Raw genomic sequence first — 1,272 nt, 5'->3', positions numbered from 1 at the left:
CCTAGAAATCCCACTGAAATATAGAAAATATCCCAAGCGAAAGTCATGACAATTGTTGGTATGACAAGGAAATCCCGTTATCCCGCTCATTTCTCGGGAAATATAGCTATATATTTATATATTATTTGGATTTGTAGATGTCAGTACGACTTACTTTTTCTTTTTATATTATTTATTTATAAATACTAATGGGATTTCGGGATTACGCTTGCGTAATCCTTTTCTTATATAGATTTATCAAATCCCATTATCATCCCGTTCATTTTTTATTTTGGGATGTTCTTTCGTCATTCAATATAAGCATCCGTGTTCGTTAGGCTAGCTTCATCTATGGATAGAATATATGAGATGTGTGTTATTGGATGACGAAAGGACAGTATCCATTATGAGATAGGCAAATAGAGTGTTTGAGATAATAATAAAGACGAAGTGCTGAGTTGCACTTCGTCGAGAGGGGTATTATGGAAGAGTTGTTTAATGATTTCATGATTGAGTTTTAATGTGACGTAGAACTGTTTTTTATGATGTTCGTCTTTACGAATATCAATGTGGTCTATGACCGTAAGGTATAGTGCTTTGAGTTGTGCTTTATCCATGGTTTCGATATTTTTGAATATATGACGTAATATAGTCGCAATCTCATTAGCGTCATATATTGTTTTGGGAGCACTTTGTTGTTGCTTAAGTTGATTGATTTGATTTGTGATGTCATTGAGTTGTTTTTCATACTGATGAATCGTATTTTTAAGCACAGATGTTAAGTCTGGATTATCTTCAAGTGTTTTGATCAAGTTATCTAATTTGATTTGGACCTCATCATATTGTTGTTGCTTATATGCGATATCATGATTGAGTGCAGACTTATCAATTTGATGTTCTTGATTGACACGCTCAACGACTTGTTTGATAACTTTGTCACTTTTAACGATTTCGAGTATTTGATCCATAACATATTTTTCAATTACATCGGCTCTGACACTATTCGCAGAACATACTTTTGACCCTTTATTACGAAAGTTACTACACGAATAGTAGCGAATGCGTTTTTTAGTACCATCTTTAAGTGTATTAACTGTTGTGCTCGCAGACATTGAAGCAGAACATTGGGGGCACGAAATTAATCCAGTTAAAATATTGGTTCCTTTACCATGAACTTGTGGTTTTTCACTTACTTGTTTTTTACGTGCTTGGACTTTATCCCATAATGATTGGCTAATAATAGGGGTGTGTTTGCCTTCGGCGATTACTGGTTTATCATTCAAGCCTTTACGA

Annotated in this window: 1 protein-coding gene; it reads right to left on the bottom strand. The window is 34.1% G+C overall.

Features of this window, described 5'->3' with window-relative positions:
- Positions 1 to 383: 383 nt before the first annotated feature.
- Positions 384 to 1,272, bottom strand: an 889-nt coding sequence (locus tag KA909_RS13160; RefSeq protein WP_210130313.1) for a recombinase zinc ribbon domain-containing protein, incomplete at its 5' end; no start/stop codon positions are given.

Origin of the sequence: Staphylococcus sp. GDX8P54P, assembly GCF_017893165.1 — a bacterium.
Taxonomy (GTDB): domain Bacteria; phylum Bacillota; class Bacilli; order Staphylococcales; family Staphylococcaceae; genus Staphylococcus; species Staphylococcus borealis.
This window is presented reverse-complemented; position numbering and strand designations above follow the sequence as displayed.